Annotated in this window: 15 protein-coding genes and 2 riboswitches; of the genes, 9 read left to right on the top strand and 6 right to left on the bottom strand. The window is 47.3% G+C overall.

What is annotated here, in order from left to right; genetic code table 11:
• Positions 1-9: 9 nt before the first annotated feature.
• The 5 genes from AC1DFM_RS18960 to AC1DFM_RS18940 all read right to left on the bottom strand — a co-directional run bounded on the left by AC1DFM_RS18960 (position 10) and on the right by AC1DFM_RS18940 (position 9,610).
• On the bottom strand, positions 10-2,907 hold the full coding sequence (locus tag AC1DFM_RS18960) for a SusC/RagA family TonB-linked outer membrane protein (RefSeq protein ID WP_477078317.1): 2,898 nt from the start codon (positions 2,905-2,907) through the stop codon (positions 10-12).
• Positions 2,908-3,218: 311 nt separating this feature from the next.
• A complete protein-coding gene (locus tag AC1DFM_RS18955) occupies positions 3,219-4,691 on the bottom strand; it encodes a SusD/RagB family nutrient-binding outer membrane lipoprotein (protein WP_477078316.1) in 1,473 nt (490 codons plus the stop codon).
• Between the two features lie 3 nt (positions 4,692-4,694).
• Entirely contained in the window at positions 4,695-7,892 is a 3,198-nt protein-coding gene (locus AC1DFM_RS18950) for a TonB-dependent receptor plug domain-containing protein (RefSeq protein WP_477078315.1), read from the bottom strand.
• A gap of 24 nt (positions 7,893-7,916) precedes the next feature.
• Positions 7,917-8,981, bottom strand: a complete 1,065-nt coding sequence (locus AC1DFM_RS18945; protein WP_477078314.1) for a FecR family protein — start codon at positions 8,979-8,981, stop codon at positions 7,917-7,919.
• Positions 8,982-9,037: 56 nt separating this feature from the next.
• The gene (locus tag AC1DFM_RS18940) at positions 9,038-9,610 is read right to left on the bottom strand and encodes an RNA polymerase sigma-70 factor (protein ID WP_477078313.1); all 573 of its coding nucleotides are present in this window, start codon (positions 9,608-9,610) and stop codon (positions 9,038-9,040) included.
• Positions 9,611-9,790: 180 nt separating this feature from the next.
• On the opposite strand from AC1DFM_RS18940, the gene AC1DFM_RS18935 reads away from it, so the two are divergent.
• The 7 genes from AC1DFM_RS18935 to AC1DFM_RS18905 all read left to right on the top strand — a co-directional run bounded on the left by AC1DFM_RS18935 (position 9,791) and on the right by AC1DFM_RS18905 (position 17,852).
• Complete coding sequence (locus AC1DFM_RS18935) at positions 9,791-10,525, top strand: class I SAM-dependent methyltransferase (protein ID WP_477078312.1); 735 nt, start codon at positions 9,791-9,793, stop codon at positions 10,523-10,525.
• An 81-nt stretch (positions 10,526-10,606) separates the two neighbouring features.
• Positions 10,607-11,191 (top strand): TetR/AcrR family transcriptional regulator, encoded by a 585-nt coding sequence (locus tag AC1DFM_RS18930; RefSeq protein WP_477078311.1) that lies wholly within the window; start codon positions 10,607-10,609, stop codon positions 11,189-11,191.
• A gap of 50 nt (positions 11,192-11,241) precedes the next feature.
• A complete protein-coding gene (locus AC1DFM_RS18925; protein ID WP_477078310.1) occupies positions 11,242-12,780 on the top strand; it encodes a DHA2 family efflux MFS transporter permease subunit in 1,539 nt (512 codons plus the stop codon).
• 55 nt (positions 12,781-12,835) lie between these two features.
• Positions 12,836-13,300, top strand: coding sequence for a nuclear transport factor 2 family protein (locus tag AC1DFM_RS18920; protein WP_477078309.1), 465 nt, complete (start codon positions 12,836-12,838; stop codon positions 13,298-13,300).
• Positions 13,301-13,367: 67 nt separating this feature from the next.
• Positions 13,368-13,571: riboswitch (cobalamin riboswitch) on the top strand.
• 124 nt (positions 13,572-13,695) lie between these two features.
• The gene (locus AC1DFM_RS18915; RefSeq protein ID WP_477078308.1) at positions 13,696-15,723 is read left to right on the top strand and encodes a TonB-dependent receptor; all 2,028 of its coding nucleotides are present in this window, start codon (positions 13,696-13,698) and stop codon (positions 15,721-15,723) included.
• A gap of 11 nt (positions 15,724-15,734) precedes the next feature.
• Positions 15,735-16,883 carry a YncE family protein gene (locus AC1DFM_RS18910; protein WP_477078307.1) on the top strand — a complete coding sequence of 383 codons (1,149 nt, stop codon included), beginning with the start codon at positions 15,735-15,737 and terminating at the stop codon, positions 16,881-16,883.
• 18 nt (positions 16,884-16,901) lie between these two features.
• Positions 16,902-17,852: a hypothetical protein gene (locus AC1DFM_RS18905; protein ID WP_477078306.1), complete on the top strand. Its 951-nt coding sequence runs from the start codon at positions 16,902-16,904 to the stop codon at positions 17,850-17,852.
• Positions 17,853-17,937: 85 nt separating this feature from the next.
• Here the strand turns inward: AC1DFM_RS18905 and AC1DFM_RS18900 are convergent, their stop codons facing one another.
• Positions 17,938-18,324, bottom strand: coding sequence for an acyl-CoA thioesterase (locus AC1DFM_RS18900; RefSeq protein WP_477078305.1), 387 nt, complete (start codon positions 18,322-18,324; stop codon positions 17,938-17,940).
• Between the two features lie 189 nt (positions 18,325-18,513).
• Positions 18,514-18,717, bottom strand: a riboswitch (cobalamin riboswitch).
• A gap of 112 nt (positions 18,718-18,829) precedes the next feature.
• Between AC1DFM_RS18900 and AC1DFM_RS18895 the strand changes: the two genes are divergently transcribed.
• A complete protein-coding gene (locus AC1DFM_RS18895) occupies positions 18,830-19,423 on the top strand; it encodes an RNA polymerase sigma factor (protein ID WP_477078304.1) in 594 nt (197 codons plus the stop codon).
• Positions 19,424-19,480: 57 nt separating this feature from the next.
• Positions 19,481-20,674: a FecR family protein gene (locus AC1DFM_RS18890; RefSeq protein ID WP_477078303.1), complete on the top strand. Its 1,194-nt coding sequence runs from the start codon at positions 19,481-19,483 to the stop codon at positions 20,672-20,674.
• Positions 20,675-20,787 lie beyond the last annotated feature (113 nt).

Raw genomic sequence — 20,787 nt, 5'->3', positions numbered from 1 at the left:
ACAATACTTTTAGAAATCAGCAGTGATACCAATGGTGAAAGTGCGGGGTAACGGTTGCGCATATCCGCTGCCGTAACCAAAGTAATCCACCAGCGATGGATCACCACCGGAATAGGGCGACCATGTAAATACATTAGACGCAGTTACATAGGCCTGCAGCTTGCGCAAGGCAGTACCTTTTATAAAAGCATATCCTGCCAGATCATGCTTCAGCGTAAGGGCCTGTAACTTCAGCCAGGAAGCCTTTTCATAAAACAGTGTTTGTTCTGTCTGATAAGGTTTCACCAGGCTCCAGGGATTGTAACGCGGATACTTCTCTGCATTCGGAATCTGCTGCCAGAACGTAACTTCTTTTACACCAGCCAGACCATTCGCTCCTTCACGGTTGGCAAAGTCGAAACGATTTGCTACCGCACTGTTCAGCAGTTGATTGCCCAGTGCATAAGAAAACGATGCATCCAGGGTCCATTTTTTATAACGAAGGGTATTATTCCAACCACCACGCAGCGGCGGCGTAATATGCCCTTGCATCACACGGTCTTTATCATCTATCACGTAATCGCCGTTTACATCTTTCCAGCGCGGATCACCGGCATGCAGCGTCAGACCATTATAGGTAAGCGGCTTACCTTTATCGGATACCGGAATTTCATTGTTATTTTTGTAGATGCCTTCATTTTGTAACAACCAGAACTGATCTATCGGTTTTCCCACTTCAAGGTGGCGTTGTCCATAGTTGATGCTGGTAAGGCCTTMCGGGAGCGCCAGCAGTTTATTCCGGTTGTAGGACATCACAATGCCGGTAGACCAATACAGCTCCGGCGACAACTTGAAATTCCCCTGTAGCCCCAGCTCGATACCGCTGTTGCGTACGCTCATTCCATTCACAATTTTATTGGAAAAGCCATAGGTGGCGTCCACCGGCACCGCTATCAGCAGACCTTTGCTGGTACGGGAGTAAGCCGTTAGCGTAGCATTGAAATGTTTAAAGGCGGTAGCGGTCACGCCTACACTGAGATGTTCATCATAAGGCGATTTAATGCCACCACCCGTGTAGCCGTCACCGTAAGGCCTGCCTAAAGTAGGCATAGAGGCATAGGTAGACACTTTCCCGGCGCCGGTCCAGCCGATGCCAACGGTATAATAAGGACCGTAGCCGTACATATCTTCCGCGAGCATCCTGGCCGTACGTCCTGCGCTGACGTTGAGTTGTAGCGCATTGATCGCCGTAGCGGCATTCAACCAGTTCTCTTTCTTCATATCCCAACCCAGTGACACCACCGGTGAAATGCTCCACCAGTAACCATTACCGAAGAAGGAAGAACCATCGCTGCGCAAAGAGGCGGTAGCGCTGTATTTGTCCCGCCACTTATAAGATACATTGCCGTAAAAAGATAAGGTACGCTGACGCTGATAATCTTTATACGGATACGTTAACTCTCTCCCATGCGTGAGCCAGAAAGAGCTATCCGTATTTACTTCCGGGATTTTAATAAAGTCGGAAGGGCCACGGTAAGCACGCATATAATCATACTTCAGCTGGTCTTCTTCCAGTGTTTGTCCAACCTGTATGTGTAGTTCCTTTCTATCGTACGCGAGGAAGTTATTCCAACGCAAACGCTGGTTTACACCCGTGAACAGCGAGTTATAACTATTCCCGTCATTCACAGATGCCGGCACAAACAAGTCGCGGTTATTATCGTTGTAATCAATAGATCCCTGTGTGTGTATACTCAACGTGCGCCACAGCTGGTATTTTACGTCGATTGCTGCCTGGGCTGCATTGGCCAGATTCCGGTCTACACCGCCATCCAGTAACTGATAGTACTGTTGGAGATACGTTTTATTTGGTGATAATGGATACTGTTGATTGGTGTAATATTCCTCTTCCGCGAGGCGATCCAGTATATTATTATTACGATTACGCTTTGCCGTAAGCGCCTGTACATAAGTATTGATGGTGAGTTGTTCAATGGGTATAATGCTCATATCATAAAACACATTATACCGGTGAAGTGCGCTGTGATCGGCAACGCCATTCTCCGTACGTTCGCCTACCCCAAAGCGAAAGCTGGCACGGTCACTACCACCGGCAATGCTCAGTCCTACGCCATGTTGAAAGGCATTACGATAATATATATCATCCCAGTTAGCAGGACCATAATAAAGCGGCCGCGTGGAGTCGGCGAGGTAAGCCGGAAAGTTTTTCCACTGGGCCGGTGTGGCATACTGGTTATAAAAAGGTAGTATCAAATCGCGTTGATAGGCGCCATTGGCAGTATTGATGGTGGGTTTCACTGCTACACCGCCGTAGATATTCACACCAATATGATACTTACCTGTTTCCGGATCGGTAGTGGTGATAACAATAGCGCCATTGGCCGCTTTGCTGCCGTAAATCGCCACGGCTTCCGGGCCTTTGAGTACGTGCACTTCCTGGATATTGTTCATATCCGGCAACGCATCTACTTCAATGCCGCTGCCGATATCCGTAAAATCAGCCGCTTTAATCCGCAAAGCATAGGGATTATTGTTACTGATTAAAGGCACACCGTTTACTACATAAATAGGGCGGTTGCTGTACACGTCTTTGTACTGGCCTATTGGCGTAGCGAGGCCGCGGATAATAGGTAATGGTGCTACACCCGGTTCACCGGAATTACGCATCACACTCACCCCGGCAACTCTGCCTTCCAGCAGTTGTCCGGTATACATATACGGTAGTGCCCTAACGGTGCGATACGACAATGTATCTTTTGCAGGTGTAAAGAAGGCCGTATTCTTCCAAACCGTACGCTTATACAAAGAATCAGCGGGTGTTTGCCGGGCGGTAACGGCCTGCGTCCGGAGCATTCCTGCCAGTAGTAGTAAGATACTGAGCCGGTTAAAAGGTAAAGGTGAAATCATCAGGCTACATAAAATTTTATCCGGTATAAAAAAATGTAAATGCAATAACATGCCAGGAAGGCCCCGCCAGGGCGGAGTCAGTCACTATCGCGTTATGTAAAATTTTAACTGTTTAAATATTGTTCACTGTCCACTTGATTGATAAACTCCTGGCTAAAAAATACAGGTTGATATATAAGGGAGACAGAATTTTGCAAATACCCCTAAAGAGAATTAAAATATTTTTCGATGACGCAGAAAAAAAGGGGTCATTCAGGGCAAGGGAAATCGCCAGCGGGTATCGCCGGTGAAAAATTATACTGGTTATTCTTTTATTGCAATAACCACATTACGCCATTGATATTATCGGCGCCGTTATATTGTCTTTGTAAAGCGGCTGTGAGGTGATACAGGTTATCGATCGATTCGGAAGCGGGATAAATCCAGCGCTTGGGGATAAGGCCATGATTTTGATTGGCAGGGCCCACAGCAAAAGCAGGGATACCTGTTCTACGTTGATTATAAAATGCCTCCCAGCCCGACTGCTGAAAAAAGGCCAGATACTTCTGTTGCAGAATTTGTGCGAACCCATCCGCATTATTACCGGCATATTGCAACAACGGCTGCGCAAGGTATTGCTCAATCCCCACTGCTGGTATTTCATAATATTGCATATTGGCACGAATGCCATCCCGATAATATACGGCAGCATCTTTCCCCGTGATCCAGCCACGGTTAATCGCTTCTGCTATCGTAAAACTAACTTCCGGAAATCCCAGTAACACCGTAGGATGCCCCACCGGAGAAGAAAACCAGTAACGGTAATCAGGCAACGAAAAATATCCTTTGCTGGCAGAGTCATTCAGCGCTCCCTGTAAGGTGCCGGTAGACGCGCCCCTATAGGCGTCGAAGTTATGCACCGTGGCACTGTCGCTACCATTGATAGCAGCAGGCATACCTACTACCAGTAACCGCGGATCACGGAATTGCTTTAACAGGTTTACATAGGTGGCCCCTAGCGGATTACGTTTGGCACTGGCTTCCGGCGTTAGCGAATAAGCGGGATAATAGTTACTCAATTCCGCTGTGCTGTATACAATTTCCAGGTTGTCTGCATTACTTTCGGGTAACGGCAKTTGCAGTATCGCATTAAAATTCTCCTTTACTTTCAGTGCGGCATCATTGGTTTTATTGCTCAGGCTCATCAATACCCGCAAGCGGAAAGCGTTCACTACTTTCTGCCACTGCTTCAGGTTTCCTTTGAAGAAAAAGTCGCCCTCAATCCGGTAGTTCCCACTGCTGTTCAGCTTTGCCAAAGTATCCTGCGATTGCTGCAACAGTTGCAAACACTGCAGGTACACATCGCGTTGCGCATCATACGCGGGACGATCTATTCCCTGTTCCGCTTTCATCGCCTGACTCATCGGAATATCGCCGGTTCGTACCGTCATGTTGATATAAAACCAGGCCCGCATAAAATCAGCCAGCGCATAGTAGGGCCGCATCGCATCAGTTCCATTGCGCCGCGCTTCCTTTACCAGCTGATCTACATTCCGGAGCACATCATAATTAAAACCGGCGGCGCCAAAGCTATAACTCTGGTCGCCGTAGTAACTATAAGTAATGCAATGATATTGAGCGCTACGCTGCGCGTCGCCCCAGGGTTGTACAAACATCGATTGCGCAATACCGGAGAATATCACTCCCGGCTGGGCAATGGTTGCTTTATTGGGATTCTTACGGAGGTCATCCATCTTCCCACAACCTGCCAACAACAACAGTAACAACCATGCGAAGCGCTGCATAAGTCAGAATTTAACGTTGAGATTAAAGCCAATACTCCTCATGGATGGCTCTTCCAATTCACTTTGTGAACTATACGACCAGTGATCCATGTCTATTTGTTTCAAAGGGGCAAAATACATCAGGTTACGCATCACTACCGATACGCTGGCGGCACTCAGCCCTTTTATTTTCTTAACAACGGCAGGGGCTAAACGATAGGTGAAAGTCATACCCCGCAACTTAAAATATGTTTTGCTCTGGTACCTGCGCTCATCGGCTGTTTCATAGCTATTGGCCCAGTTTTGCTCCAGTACCGGCGTAGTATTCGGCGCAAAAGTGCGGGTATCGGAAATCACCTTGCCGTTTGCATCATACTTCACCTCTCCACTCACTACCTTATCGCCAACGCCTATACGCGTTCCTTTGTAATTGGGATCATTGCGATGCAGCCAGTCCTGATAGCGGTATTCATTATCTGATTGTGGATGTGCGCCCGACTGCCACATTTTATAATCCAGCAGGTTGAAAATTTTCCCACCAAAGCTGCCATCAAACTCCAGCGTCAGCGCTATATTTTTCCAGTTCAGGGTTTGGGTGGTTCCCATTATCCAGTCGGGGTTGGCATAGCCGCCAAATTTATACACCTGGTCATTGATAATCGGCGTACCGTCGTTGTGATAAAGGATAGCGCCGGTAGCAGGATTTCTTTCAAAGGGATTAATAAATAACTGATCTACCCGTTCTCCCGGTTTTATGCGGATATAGTTGAGCAGCGAATCATATACTTTCCGGAGATAGCTGATATTGCTGCTCCAGTTCACTCCCATATTCCACCTGAAATACCGGGTTTCCACAGGTACTGCTTCCAGCGTAAATTCCAGCCCTCTTCTTTCTGTTACCAGCCCGTTTACTTTCCGATAACCATAGCCGGAAGCATTGGAGATAGACACATCAAAAATCTGTGGCCCGTCAATGGTTTTATAGGCCTGCGTTTTGAGCGACAAGCGATTTTGCAGCAATCGTACTTCCATGCCCAGTTCATATACTGTATGAAATTCCGGGCGGATATCTTTACTATACAACACATTGTCGGCCGCATAATTTACGGAAGGGAAGCCCTGCCAGGTAGTGCCTTTATCGTAGGTTTGCTCCAGGGAATAATTTTGAGAGATGGAAGTAAGTCCCTCTCCCAGCTTCGCTATCGACGCCGATAATTTCAGAAAAGAAACCGCTTTCGGCAGCGGAATCACATCCGACAATACCGCACTCAAACTGGCCTGTGGATAAAAATAGGTATCCCGTTCCACGGGCATACTGGAGTTACGGTCTACCCGACCGGAGATATCCAGGAACAGGAAATTTTTATAGCTCAGATCCGTCATAAAAAAGGCGCTGAGCATTTGCCGGGCCGCACGGTAATTGGTAGCGTTATCAATCGACTTAACAGAATTCTGGAGATTATAAACGCCCGGAAGTACCAGCCCTCCGGAAGTATGCGCGCTGTTACTCTCATAACGGATGTTCTGTATATTGGCGCCCAGCGTTGTTTTCCAGGCAAAGTTGCTATCCAGTTTGGTACTATGATTCAGCAACAGGGAGTTATTCGCCTGACTATACCGGTTACCGGATTCGGCATAGGCGCCTACCTGGTTAAAATCGGCGCCATAGTATAACCCTGAAACAGGGTAGTTGGTATGCGTATTGGTAAAGTAGCCATTAATGGCCGTTTTTAGCTGCATATCCAGGTGATCGTTCAAGCGATAGGACAAAGCAGCGTAACCGGTTAATACATCCTTATAAAAGGCCTTTTCGTATTCATACGCATTGAACCAGGGATTATTGTAGCGGGTATACTCTACCCATCGTTGTTGCACCCCTTCTTTCCCCGGATACCAGTATTGCCGGAGATTGGGATCACGGATATCAAAATTGCTGCCGCCCCAGATTAATAGTTCATAGATCGGACTTTCCGGTCCGTATGAAATTTGCGGATAGTTGGGTGCGTATTGTTTGTTGTACGACAACTGCGCCTCTACCCGGGCTTTTTTACCCAGCTTATACCCGCCGGACAACATGGCGGTGGTGATACCAAGATGGGTGTTGGGAATGCTGCCCCGCTGATTCAGTTGGGTGACCGAGAGGCGGAAATCGCCGGGGCCGTTGTTGCCCGTGACCGCAATATTATTAGTAGCCAGGATACCTGTACGGAGAAAGTCTTCCAGGTTACGTGGATTCTTAGATACCCATGGCAGCGGGATCAGTTGTCCGTTGGCATCGCGGGGGCTATCCCACTGGGTGATGAGCTGGCCTTCGAACCGGGGGCCCCAGAGGTTATAGTCGTAGTCGTAAGTGCCACCGCCCTTTCCATCTACGAAGGCGTATTTAAAATAGTCGCCGGGACCGTAGCTATGTTGCGCATGGGGCATGGCTACCGCGCTGCCCTGCAACTCTGTAGTGGAGTTAATGGACACTTCAAATCCGCGTCTGCCGCTGCTTCCTTTTTTTGTGGTGACCTGAATCACACCGCGTGCACCTTCCTGTCCGTATAATGCGGCGGCAGCGGCGCTTTTCAGCACCACCATGGAGGCAATATCTTCAATATTAATATCCCAGGAGTCGGAGTTGACGGGTACGCCATCTACTACGATCAGCGGTTGTTTGCCGCGGAGATACAGTTGTGGATCATTGTACAGGTAGCGGGAATTACTGACAGCCAGGCCGGCCACTTTTCCAAAAAGGGAGCTGTAGGCGTTGGCTTCGCGGGCCTTCACCATTTCGGTGCCTTCAATTTTTATTTCCTGAAGGGCATACCCTACGGCGCGGGATTCTTTTCGTATACCCATGGCCGTTACCATCACTTCATGCAGGTCTTTAATACGCTCCGGCGGTGCATTTTGCAGGGAAGTGTCTATTGCTGCAGCATGACGTACCACCGCAGAAATTACGACCAGTTTATTATCGAGGATACGATACGTGAGTGAATCTCCCAGCAACCGGCTGAGGGCGGTGGCCAGCGTAACATGCCGTACTTTCAGGCTTACCGGCGCAGTGGGCAGCAAGCGGCTGTTATACAGAAAGCGGTATCCACTCTTTTCTTCGATGGTGGTCAGTATTTTTTCCATACGGACCTGCCTGAAAGAAAAGCTGAATTTCTGCTGTGCTGTGGCATAGTTGGTTACCAGCATAGCGATAAGCATGCAAATCACTATAAGCGACTTCATATCTGAACGCGGTTGGGATAATTATCACCCTGCTTTCTTAATATATATTTCTGATCCTGATTGATAAAACGTAAATGGTGTTGCAATTTGCAGGGCTTTCAATGCCTCTGTTACATTCTCTTTCTGAAAGACGCCGTTGAATAACTCTTTTTCAAGGGAAGCGTCCTGTATATGAATATTCACATTATACCAGCGTTCCATTTCTTTTGATAAGGCGGCAAATGTTTTATTCTTAAATATAAGTTGGTTGTGTATCCAGGCCGTTTCATCGCAGGAGTTGCTGTTGGCATCCAGCGGGAAAGCGGCTACCGTCATTGGTTGTTGTTGGAGGCTGTCCGGAGCAGCGGCCGACCAGACCGTTACTTTTTGTCCGGGTACCAGTTGCAGTGGCTGTGGTTGCCGGGTGGTAGCCACGGCTACTTTACCGGACAACAGTACCAGTTCCAGTTGCTGATCTTCCGTATAGGCTTTCACGTTAAAGGTGGTGCCCAATACCTGTACCGTCATATTGCCGGCATGTACAATAAAAGGTTGTTGTTCCTGCTGGCTCACGGTGAAGAAAGCTTCTCCCTGGAGAAATACTTCCCGTTTGCCATGTGCGAATCCGTCGCTATAACTCAAACGGCTACTGCTGTTGAGCCAAACCGTAGTCCCATCGGGTAGTTGTACACTGGAGCGTGCCCCCTTGCGCATCACGATGGTATTACTTTCGGGATGGGTAGTGGTATGTTTTATGGGAGATGGACGGAATATAAAAGTGGCGGCAATGACTACCGCGGCTAAAACGGCGGCAGCAATTACCCAGCGGGGGAAAAAGCGAATCACTTTACCGGTTGGTGGCAGGGTGTCAGCAGGCGTTGCTTCCGGTGCTGTTGCCGGTGCATTCATGGCAGCTTCCAGTGCGGCCCAGCTGTTGCCGGCCCACTCCTGGCTGTTAGCGGGAGGTACTGATTGTGTTGCATTAACCACCTCCATCACAAAACCGTCTTCAGGATGGTCTTTCAGCCATTGCTGCAGTTCCTGCAGCTCAGCTTCCGTGGCCTCCCCTGAAATTTTCCTGGCTAATAGTAAATCGATTCTTTCTTCCATTAATGTAATTACTGTATCAAGGACACCGTTTTCGGCAAAAACCCCCAAAAAAGCGTTTATAATTTGGATAAATGCCCCGCTTTTCGCTGTTCACCGGTGCAAAGATATATTTCCGCGCTGATTTTCCGAATGGCAATGGTGAGCTGGTTCTCTACCGTTTTAACAGATAGATGCAGGATTTCCGCTACCTCCCGGTATTTAAGTCCATCTTCCTTAATCATTTTAAAAATCACCTGGCATTTGGGCGGGAGACTGGCAACGGCGCCTTCAATGCGTTTGCGCAATTCGGCGGTGATGAGCTGTTGTTCAGGATCGGTGGTAAATTCCAGCGATACTTCCGACACCGTGTCTATGTCCACATGCTGCCAATCCTTATTGCGACTAAAATAACTGGAGATACCATTGCGCACGCCTACATACAGGTATACGCGGAGATTCGCTATTTCATGAATGCGCTGCCGCGAACGCCACAGGTTCATGAATACATCGTTCACCACTTCTTCCGCAATAAATTTGCTTTTTATGTATACAAATGCGAAGTCGAGCAGCTGTGGCGCATGTGCCAGGTAAAATTCCCGGAAAGCCAACTGGTCACCCTCGTACTGAATACGACGCAACAAATCATCCATAGCGATTTATAAAAATTCTGGTCTACACAATATAAGCATGCTCCGCCAACTTTTTACAATATTTTATTCGCCCCTCCCGGAAGCCATGCGGGCGCATATTACATTATACTTGCCGCTTTTTCTTAATTTTAATGTTTTCTTATTTTTAACTTTCCAGCAAACACATCAACCCGGCGTAATATGAAAGAGAATAAATACGATGATCCGTCTTTCTTCGACCGCTACAGCCAGATGGCCCGTTCCGTAGATGGATTGAATGCAGCGGGAGAATGGCAAACTTTCCGTGCTATGTTACCTGCATTACGCGATACCAGCGTGCTGGATCTGGGCTGCGGTTTCGGCTGGCATTGCCGGTATGCACGGGAACAACAGGCCGCCATTGTAGTAGGCGTAGATATTTCAGAGAAGATGCTGGAACGGGCCCGGCAAACAACACCCGATCCCGCCATCACCTACCTGCAACAAGCCATGGAAGATATTGACTTTGTCCCCGGCTCCTTTGATGTAGTCATCAGCTCCCTGGCATTGCACTATGTAGCCGCTTACGATGTGGTATGCCGCAAGGTATTTAACAGCCTGCGTTCCGGTGGCACCTTTGTATTATCTGTGGAACACCCGGTGTTTACCTGCAATGCGGCGCAGGACTGGTACTACGATGCCGCCGGCAACCGCCTCCACTGGCCGGTAGATCATTACCAGGCGGAAGGACAACGGCAAACGCGGTTCCTGGATACAGATGTAGTAAAATACCACCGCACTGCGGCTACCTGGGTGAATAGCCTGCTGGAAGCCGGCTTCCGCCTCCGGTATCTTTCAGAACCAACACCCACTCCGGAAATACTGGCACAATACCCCGAAATGCAGGATGAGACCCGCCGTCCCATTTTCCTGATGATGGCGGCCGACAAACCATAAGCATCCTTTTTTCCATCTTCCTAAAAAAATATTATTTTTAATACCAAATGGTATATTTTTGTACCAGCCAAAGCGTATCATATGAACAAAGCAGAGAAAACAAAACAGTTTATTGTGGAAATGACCGCGCCGGTATTCAATGAAAAGGGCTATACCGGCACGTCTCTGAATGATATGACCAATGCTACCGGGTTAACAAAAGGAAGTATTTACGGCAACTTCGCTAATAAAGACGAAGTAGCCCTGGCCGCATTTGATCATAACCTGCAAAAAGTAGGCGCGATCATCCGGCAGGAAATGGATAAAAAAACCAGCGCGCGGGATCAACTGATGGTATATGTACATGTGTACGAAAACTTTCTCAAACATCCCTTTCCACCAGGCGGCTGCCCTATTCTTAACACCGCAACAGAGGCAGATGATACACACCCCCTGTTAAAACAAAAGGCCGCAGACGCGATACAACGATGGAAAAATACGATCATAGGTATCATTGAAAAAGGTATACAACAGGGAGAATTCAACAAAAACGCCCCTGCAGAACAAACCGCACTGACCATGATCGCCCTGATTGAAGGATGTATTATGATTGCCAAATTAACCKGTAAAATGAATTACCGGAAAGCAATTATGCAGTCCGTTGAAAAAGTGATCGACGAATTATAACCCATATTTTTTCTCTATAAATATACCGATCGGTATATTAACTCACACCAATGAAACGGACCATATTGATCATAGCGGTCATCACCGCAGCTATCATGGAGCTGATAGACACCTCCATTGTAAACGTAGCTTTGTCGCATATGAGTGGCAACCTGGGCGCCACCCTGGAAGACACTTCCTGGGTTATCACAGCCTACGCTATTGCCAACGTAATTATTATTCCCATCACCGGCTTCCTGGCAGGCAAACTGGGCAGACGCAACTATTACATCGGATCTATCATTGCCTTCACCTTCTTTTCCATGATGTGCGGACAAGCCACCAACATTTGGGTACTGGTGGCATTCCGTTTCCTGCAAGGCATTGGTGGCGGCGCCCTCCTCTCCGTATCACAGGTCATCATCTTTGAACTGTTTCCCAAAGAGAAACGTAATGTTGCCAGCGCCCTGTTTGGCGTCGGCGTGTTTATTGGTCCCACGATAGGCCCTACACTCGGCGGCTATATCACCGAATTTTATTCCTGGCCCTGGATCTTCTACATTAATATACCTATCGGTATAGCAGTAGCTGCCATTTGTTATGTGCTGCTACAGGAACCCCATGAAAAAACAGCGGATAGTAAAATCGACTGGACAGGTATCGCACTACTGGCACTGGGTGTAAGCGCTTTGCAAACCGTACTGGAACGCGGTGAAACTGACGACTGGTTTGAAGCGCCCTATATCACCTGGCTCACCGCCATTGCTACTTTATGTATTACCCTGTTTATCTGGTGGGAACTTCGTATCCAGCATCCGGTAGTGAACCTGCGGGTGCTTAAAAGCCGCAACCTCAGTATTGCAGCCGTGCTCACCTTTGTATCAGGAATGGGTATATTCAGCTCCGTATTTCTTACCCCGGTATTTGCCCAACGACTCCTGAATTTTACCCCACTGCAAACGGGCATGCTATTGCTACCCGGCGCCTGCCTCGCCATTGGTGGCCTCATCATCTCCGCCCGCCTGTTGCAACGTGGTGTGTCTCCTCTCTTTCTGATAGTAGCCGGCATGGGGCTGTTTATACTCTTCAGCTGGCAGATGTCGCAATTAAATCAGAACGCCACTGCCGCAGATATTACCGTGTCGCTTATCTGGCGCGGCGTAGGATTGGCGCTCGTCACCGTACCACTCACCACACTGGCCGTATCGTCACTGCCTATAACGGACATCCCACAAGGCGCGGCACTCAATAACATGATGCGACAACTCGGTGGCTCCTTCGGCATCGCCATGGTAAATACCTATCTCGCCAACCGCAACGCCCAACACCGTTATGACCTGGTGAGTCACTTACATACTGACAACCCCGCCGTAGTAGCCCGCCTCAATGGATACACCCAATTCTTCCTAAGCAAAGGTGCGGCACTCACAGACGCCCACGGCAAAGCCCTGAAACTCCTGGACCATACCGTTACCCGTCAAAGTACCCTACTCAGCTTCAGCGACACCTTCCTCCTGGTAGGCATTATATTCCTGGTAACACTCCCCCTGCTTTTCATGGCTTCATCCAGGCAAAAATCAGCAGCACCAGTAGTTATAACGGATCATTAATCTATCACAACTGCCATATTCATGCAGCACAAATTCATTATCTTAGTATAAAAAAATGCATCGTCTGTTTTACCTCTTCATCGGGCTACTCATCCCCTCCCTCACTGTATCTGCACAAACACCTACAGATGCTGTGAAAGCAGCGGTTACCCAATTGTTTACCGCCATGCGCAACGCCGACAGCACCGCTCTCAAAGCCTGCTTTGCCCCGGATGCCCGGCTTCAGTCCGTGACCACCAAAAGCAAAGATGTACAAACTACCAGCGTCGACGAGTTCGCCTCCATCATTGGAAAACTGCCTGCCAATGCCGCCGATGAACGCATCGAATTTGGCAACATCTCTATTGATGGTACCATGGCATCTGTATGGACACCGTATCGCTTTTATTTTAAACAACAATTCCACCATTGCGGCGCCAACTCCTTCCAAATGGTACAACTGGATGGTAAATGGAAAATCCAGTATATCCTGGATACCAGACGCATGGACGACTGCGGCGCAGAAAGTGCGGCTAAATAACGCTTCCCGAAAAAACCAACCATTCTCCCCTATTTGCTTTTCTGTTTTGCATCAACAGAATAATAACCTACTTTTGCCCCATTATGGTTTATTCCTGTCCACTCCGGCCAGTAATAATTAAAAGGGAATCAGGCGTAAATCCTGAACAGTCCCGCTGCTGTAAGTCTCAACTAATGCAAAGGCATCACTCTTGACCACTGTTGTTCATTCAATGGGAAGGTCGCCAGAAGCAGAGACAAGTCAGAATACCTGCCATACCATTCATTTTTGAGCTTTCGTGGAATGAAGCTTAGGGATACATGCAAGCTACAGGCAATGCCTGTACCATATGCTTTCCTAATTATTTTTTCTTCGGTCGAAGGCTGTTGATGAAACATTAACAGAGAAAAAAATTTATGCAATTCACTGAACAAATACGTTCACTGATAAGGGGATGCTTATGTCTGATGGGATTCATCATCTGGCCATTCACCTTCATTACAGCGCAACAAACAGATACCACTACCACTCATCTGAAGGAGGTATCCGTTACTGCGCCCCGGTCAGGCAAGGAAATAAGCCCCGGACAAAAAATGCAGGAAAAAGAACTCAGCAGGCTGGGTACTCATTCTGTTGCCGATGCCATCCGCTTCTTCTCCGGCGTGCAAATCAAAGATTATGGTGGTATAGGAGGCCTCAAAACGGTGGATATCCGCAGCATGGGATCTAACCACACCGGCGTATTCTACGATGGCATAGAGCTGGGCAACGCCCAAAACGGACAGGTAGACCTGGGCAAATTTTCATTGGATAACATGGAAGAAATTGCCCTGTATAACGGACAAAAAAGTAACATCTTCCAACCGGCCAAAGACTTTGGCTCCGCAGGCTCCATTTATTTAACATCTCTCAAACCCAAATTTGCACCCGGTGAAAAAAGCCATGCAAAAGCAACCATAAAAACAGGCTCCTTTGGGCTGTTCAACCCTTCTATTCTCTGGCAACAAAAAATCAGCAAACATACCGCCCTTTCCTTCAGCAGTGAATGGATTAATGCCACCGGCAGATATAAGTATACTTATAAAAAATTCAACGACCAACACGTCCTCCTATACGATACCAGCGACTACCGCAGGAATAGCGATGTAAATGCCGTGCGGGTGGAAGCCGGACTCAACGGCACTATCAAAGGCGGTGAATGGAATACAAAAGTGTACTATTATGAATCCGCCAGAGGACTTCCCGGCTTTATTGTAAATGGTGTATTTGGCCACATAGATCGTTTGTGGGACAAAAGCTTTTTCGCTCAATCCTCTTTCAGGAAAGAAGTGACACCACGTTATAGCATCCTGCTCAACGGGAAATACGCCTACGACTATACGCATTACAAAACGCAGGATACCGCACAGTTTCCGGTAAATAATCACTACTACCAATACGAAATGTATTTCTCGCTGGCGCAGCAGTATGCCCTCACCAACTGGTGGACCATCTCCCTGTCCGGCGATTTTCAATGGAATAAATTAAACGCCAGCCTGGACAGCTTCAGCTATCCCGTCAGGTACACCACCCTCATTGCCGCGGCATCTGCAATGAATTTCAAACGGTTCAGCGCACAGACCAGCCTGCTCACCACCCTCGTGAAGGAAACGGTGAAAGTCAACACCGCAGCACCGTATCAACAAAAATTCACGCCGGCCATTTTTATTTCGTGGCAGCCTTTACCAACACCAGACCTGAAAGTGCGTGGATTTTATAAACGTATCTTCCGCATGCCTACTTTCAATGACCTCTACTATACGGCAATCGGCAACCACCTGCTAAAACCGGAGTTTGCCACACAATACGATGCAGGCATCACCTGGAATAAAACATTTACCGGTAAATGGCTGTCAATAGCAAACGTAGAAGTAGACGCCTATTACAACGAAGTAACCGATAAAATTGTAGCCATCCCCGGACAAAACCAGTTTGTATGGACCATGATGAACCTGGGCAAAGTAAAAATTAAAGGCCTCGATGCTAAAATCAGCGGCAGCTGGCCTATCACACAACAACTGCAACTCAACACCAAAGCCACTTATACCTTCCAGCAGGCATTGGATTATACCAATCCGATGGATGGCTTTTATGGGCAACAGATTGCTTATATTCCCCGACATAGCGGTACGCTACTCCTCGCGGCCGACTATAAATCATGGGAAGCCAATTACAGCTTCATCTACACTGGGGAAAGATTTAACGGCAAAGACAACGCCGCAGAAAACTACGTACCTGCCTGGTACACCAGCGATGTTTCTTTTGGCAAACAATTTCAATATAAACGTATACACGTTCACGTTACTGCACAGGTAAATAACCTCGCAAACCAGTTCTATGAAGTAGTACAAAGCTATCCCATGCCGGGTAGAAACTACCGCTTCATTGTAGCTGTTAACATTTAATGGCATTCATCATGATGAAACAAGCAAAACATATCTTACTCCTGGCTGTTGTTGTTGGCGCCGCCATCAGCTGCAGAAAGGAAAACACCATTGTGCAACCGGTGATCACACCGGTAACCACACCGGAACCCAATGCACCTTATGTAGGCATGTACCTGCTGAATGAAGGCAATATGGGCAGCAATAAAGCCTCCCTCGATTATTTCGATTATACCACCGGCATTTATACAAAAAATATATATGCCGAAAGAAATCCAACGGTAGTAAAAGAATTAGGAGATGTGGGTAACGACATCCAGATCTATGGCAGCAAACTATACGCCGTTATCAACGTATCCAACAAGGTAGAAGTGATGAACGTAGCCGATACCAAACGCCTCGGAAAAATCGATATCCTCAACTGCCGCTATATCACCTTTGCTAACGGTAAAGCCTATGTGAGCTCTTACGCAGGGCCGGTAAAAATAGATGGTGCCGCTCCCATTGGCTTTGTAGCAGAAGTAGATACCGCCACCCTGCAGGTAACACGGAAAGTAATTGTAGGCTACCAACCGGAGGAAATGGCAGTGGTAAATAATAAATTATATGTGGCTAATTCCGGTGGCTACCGCGTGCCTAATTATGATCGCACCGTTTCTGTCATTGACCTGCTCACCTTCACCGAAACAAAAAAAATTGATGTGGCCATCAACCTCGATCGGCTGAAAGCGGATAGTGAGGGCGACTTATACGTGACTTCCCGCGGCGATTATCGCAGTATTCCATCGAAGCTGTTTGTGATTGATACCAAAACAGATGCGGTCAAAAAAACGTTTGATATCGGCGCCAGTAACCTCTGCATCGCCGGTGATACCGCTTTTGTATATGGCTCTCAGTTCAGCTATAATACCGGCAAATGGACCGTTTCCTACAACATGATCAACGTAAAAACAGAAACGTTGCTCAATACCAACTTCATTACAGATGGCACAGAAAAATCCATCAGAATGCCTTATGGCATTATTGTGAATCCTGCCACCAGAGACTTTTTTGTAACAGATGCCAAAGATTATGTGTCTTTCGGCACCCTATACTGCTTCGATAAAACAGGGAAAAAGAAATGGTCAGCCGTTACCGGAGATATCCCCGGTCATATGGTTTTCGTGAAAGCAAATAAATAATCACACTAATCAACTATTATGAAAAGAAGATTTCTACTCGCAGGTATGATTACGGCTATGATAGCCGCCAGTTGCTCCAAAAGCAAAGATCAGGCAGTAACACMGGTAGATCCGGAACCAACCGGCCCCTTTTTAAACAAAGTCACTAAAGTTTTTGAATACTTCCCTGCACCCGGACAATTTATCAATGACCTGCCCACCTGGAATAAAGGCGACGACGATAAAAAAATGGCAGCCCACGCACTGGATGCGCTGTCGCAGGCAAACGGTATGATTTCACTCGGTGGCTTCGGTGGCTACGTAGTCATGGGCTTCGACCATACCATCAAAAATGTACCTGGTCAATACTCTTTCGTTGTATTGGGCAATGCTTTTGCCAATTTCGGAGAACCGGGCGTCATCTCCGTTTCCGTTGACAAAAACAAAAACGGATTACCAGACGACGAATGGTTTGAAATTGCCGGATCTGAGTACAACAGCTCCAAAACAATTAAAAACTACCAGATCACTTACTATAAACCAGATACTACCAAGGCTCCTACTCCAGATCCGGATGATAATTATACCAGCGATAAGAATTACATCAAATGGAAAGATAACCAGGGCGGTAGCGGGTATCTAGCGAAAAATATCTTCCACGACCAATCCTACTATCCACAGTGGAAAGGCGACAGCATCACGTTTACCGGCACTAAACTTTCTGCTGCCAATGTTAAAAATACCTCCAGCGATCCAGGTTCACCTTACTATGTATCTCTTCCTTTTTCCTGGGGCTATTCAGATAACATGCCTAATGACGATCCTGATGCGAGAATTAAAATCGACTGGGCAGTAGATAAAGACGGTAACCCTGTAAAACTCACCGGTATCGACTTTATTAAAGTACAGACTGGTCAACGTGCAGAAGCCGGTTGGTTGGGAGAAATTTCTACAGAAGTAACAGGTGTAAAAGATCTCAATCTAAAATAAATGATGACCATTTCTATGAACTAACACCTCAAATACCCAAAAAAGGCGGGATCACAACATGATCCCGCCTCCTCATTTGTTCCGTTTAACTATTGATGGGCACCGGATGTTTATCATCCCCAATCGCCACCAGGCTGAAAGTGCCTGATATAGCCTTCTCCCGGCTATCAGAATACATCTCTTCTATATACAATTCCACCAGCACCTTTAAGCTGGTATTGCCTACTTCCGTTACTTTACCAATTAATTCCACAATCGTACCGGCAGGAATGGGCCGCGTAAAATCTATTTGTCCGGAGGATACCGTCACCATTTTTTTACGGGAAAAACGGGTGGCTGTAATGAACGCCACTTCATCCATGAGCGACATGGCAGTGCCACCAAAGAGGGTGTCGTAATGGTTGGTTGTGCTGGGAAATACGGCTTTGAATATACGGGTCTCTGCTTTCAGCATTTTTTCCTGCATCGTCATTTTGGTATTGTTTTTAATAGTGATAAAAGAGTATCCACGCTCTTATACATATATCACAATACTTTAACGGAAGGAAGGAGAAAGGAAAAGGCAGCAGGCTATTATTATTCACAGGCAGGCAGTTAGCCAGCTAGCTGTTTTAAAAAAGACTACTATCAAAACCTGACCTGCCTCAATCCGCGAAAGCAATGTCAAAGTGAAGTAAAGGCAGGTCTCCTGGCTCGTTTTGCCGGCAAATACCTTCCCATTCCCGGAGCGGAACAGTGGCATCTTATTTACCGGTTGCAGTATAATGAGCTGCGCAAAACTTACAGTTGCGGGACAGCCTGTGATTTACACACAGTTCCCTTTTAATCCCGCCTTTCGGCGGAAACCAATACTTGCTTCGATGGTAATACGTAAAGAACCGTGGCGAAGATAGTAAATCCAGCGGATGTTGTCTTCCCCAGAAAATTCCGGAAAATTTATCGCCAATTGCTTATTTTAGCTTTAAATAACAATGCCAGTGGGTAATGAAGAAGCGGTTCTGTTGAAGAAACTGCAGCAAGGGGATGCAGCAGCATATATCACATTATACAACCAATACTACCCCTCACTTTACACCTACATACTCCACTTTGTTAATATTCCTGCTTTTGCAGAAGATGCACTACAGGAAGTATTTATAAAGATATGGGAGATCAGGGAGCGTATCAATCCGGAATTGTCCTTCAGTGGATACCTGTATCGTATTACCCGTAACCAGGTATTTAAATCGTTAAAAAAGATTACTGCCGATGAAACGCTGCGCCTGCAGGTGATGCAGGAATTACAACGGCAAACAAATGATGCAGACACCAGTCTGATATGGAAGGAGTATGAAGCATTATTGCTGGAAGCCATCCGTCAGTTGCCCCCACAGCGACAAAAGGTATTCAGGTTATGCCGGGAGGAAAGCAAAAGCTACGAAGAAGTAGCCATAGAACTGGGTATCTCCCGGAATACGGTGAAGGAACATATGGTCATGGCCATGAAAAGTATCCGCTTTTATTTTTATACTAACGCAGATGGGTTGCTTCCCCTCTTCCTGCTATCGGGTTTTGTCATCACCCAACCATAGCAAAAAAATATTTTCATCCCCACCCACCCTATTAGTCGTTTTTCGGATAGTATAGATATGTCCACCGAAAAAAACGACGCGTATAATGAGGAATTACTCCTCCGCTGGCAACAGCGGACGTGTACGCCTACGGAAGCCATTGAACTAATGGACTACCTGCGGCAGGACATGTCGAACCGTACCCTGTTAAACGAATTACAAGCCGCTTTCCGGCAGGTAACGCCCGAGGCGGCACCACCGGCAACTCATGCGGGCGACAGGGTCAGGAAGGCGCTTTTAAAGCATATACAGGCCACCCCGGTGGTGCCAGTGCAGCCTGGAGGCAAATACCGGATGCTTAAACTGGCCGCAGCAGCAGCCGTTTTGCTGGCGATAGCCGGCCCGGTTACCTACCGGTTCTGGCATCCTCATCACCCGGCAGCCCCGGCAGCCGATAGACCGGTATTCGTAGTCAACGGTACAACACCCAACAAAGCGGTACTGACCCTGGCCAACGGAGAAACAATTGTACTGGACGAAAAAGGCATGCAGCAACTGGCCCAACAAGGCAATATCCGGACAAACAACGGACAACTGATATACGAAAAAACAACCGGCGAAACCGCCACTCCACAATACAATACACTCACCACCGCCGCCGGCGAAAGCTTCCCGCTGGTACTGGCTGACGGTAGCAAAATATGGCTCAACGCCTCCTCATCCATCCGTTTCCCCGCCACCTTTGCCGGCGATGAACGCAAAGTAACACTCACCGGAGAAGCCTATTTCGAAATTGCACACGATGCACACCGGCCTTTCCGCGTACAAACAAAACAAATTACAGTCGACGTACTGGGTACACACTTTAACATCAACGCCTACACAGACGAAGCCACGGTGAATACCACCCTGCTGGAAGGCGCCGTAAAAGTAAACAGCGATAAAGGCAGCCTCCAACTGGCGCCCGGAGAACAGTCGCAGACCAACAGCAATGGCAACCAAAAAAGAATAACCGGTATCAACACCGATGAAATTATTGCCTGGAAAGAAGGCTACTTCCGCTTCGAAAACGCAGACCTCACCACCGTGCTCAAACAATTTGCGCATTGGTACGATCTCGAAGTAGTATACGAAGGCCCGGTAAAACCAAGGAAATTCTTTGGTATGATCAGCCGCCGCAGCCCGCTGCTGAATGTATTAAAACTATTGGATGCCAATAATGTAACATATAGCATAAACGGAAAAAAACTGATTGTCAAAGGAGAAGAATAACCAACTACTGATTAGCAAATGAACAGTGACAACAACCGATGAGCGGCACTAAAGCCAGAGTACAGTTGAAGAAAAACGATAGAAAACTTAACAACCAATTATCTAAATCAAAA

The organism is Chitinophaga sp. 05T412 (assembly GCF_056396465.1).
This window is presented reverse-complemented; position numbering and strand designations above follow the sequence as displayed.